Here is a 903-nt window from a genome sequence, read left to right as displayed (position 1 = left end):
CCAGGCCCGCGAGGCCTTCGCCCGCATCGCGGACCGGGACGAGTCGGGGCGCGCCCTGCTCATGGAGGGCTACTGCGCCCTCGAGCTCGGCGCGAAGGACGAGGCGCTCGATCTCCTCGCCCGGGCCTCGTCCTACCCCGACCAGGCCGACATGGCCCAGCGCCTGATCCAGCGGGCGCAGCGGCTCTAGCAAGCTGCTGCCGCGCGTCCGGTCGACCCCGACTCCCCGCTTGAGCGGGTGCCGGGACCGGTCGATAATGCCCCCATGACGTCCCGGCTCCGCAACACCCTCCTGCTCGCCGTCCTGGCCCTCGGCCTGGTCGCGCTCGGCGTCGTGGTCAAGGGCCGCGGGGGCGCCGGGTCGCGGGGCGACACCGCGGCCCCGCCGGCCGATCTCGCGGCCGCCCTCGGCTCCTTCTACATGCCCGGCGAGTTCGAGCCGCAGGAGTTCCTTCTGGTCGGCGGCGGCACCCTGGCCGCCGAGGCGCCCGACGTGCTGCGCGAGCTCGTGCGCCTCGCCGCGCCGGAGGTGCGGCTCCTGATCCTGGCCTCCGATGCCGCGGACCGCGCCCCCATCGAGGCGATGCTCACCGGCCCCGACCTGCCCGCCGACCGTTGCGGATTCCTGCCGGCGCAGGCGAAAGGCCTGTGGCTGCGCGACTTCGGCCCGCTGACGGTGTCGGATGCCGCCGGGCGGCGCTCCATGGTCGACTTCGTCGCCACCGCTCCCGGCGTCGACCGCAGCGACGACGGCCTGCCGGCCCTCGTCGCCGAGTCCCTCGGCCTCGCCGTCCTCGGCAACCGGGCCCGGCTCGCCGGCGGCGACCTGCTCAACAACGGGCGGGGGCTGGGCCTGCTCTCGGCGCGGGTCCTCGAGCGCAACGCCGCCGAGCCCGGCTTCGC

At 76.2% G+C, this 903-nt stretch carries 2 protein-coding genes; both read left to right on the top strand.

Annotation, left to right across the window (positions count from 1 at the left end; translation table 11 throughout):
• Positions 1 to 190 (top strand): hypothetical protein (locus KDM41_18265; protein MCB1185369.1); only part of this gene is annotated, 190 nt, incomplete at its 5' end.
• A 75-nt stretch (positions 191 to 265) separates the two neighbouring features.
• Positions 266 to 903 (top strand): agmatine deiminase family protein (locus KDM41_18260; protein MCB1185368.1); only part of this gene is annotated, 638 nt, incomplete at its 3' end.

Source organism: bacterium, assembly GCA_020440705.1.
In the GTDB taxonomy this organism is placed as follows: Bacteria; Krumholzibacteriota; Krumholzibacteriia; order LZORAL124-64-63; family LZORAL124-64-63; genus JAGRNP01.
Note: the sequence above shows the minus strand (reverse complement) of the source record. Positions and strands in the feature narration are given on the sequence as shown.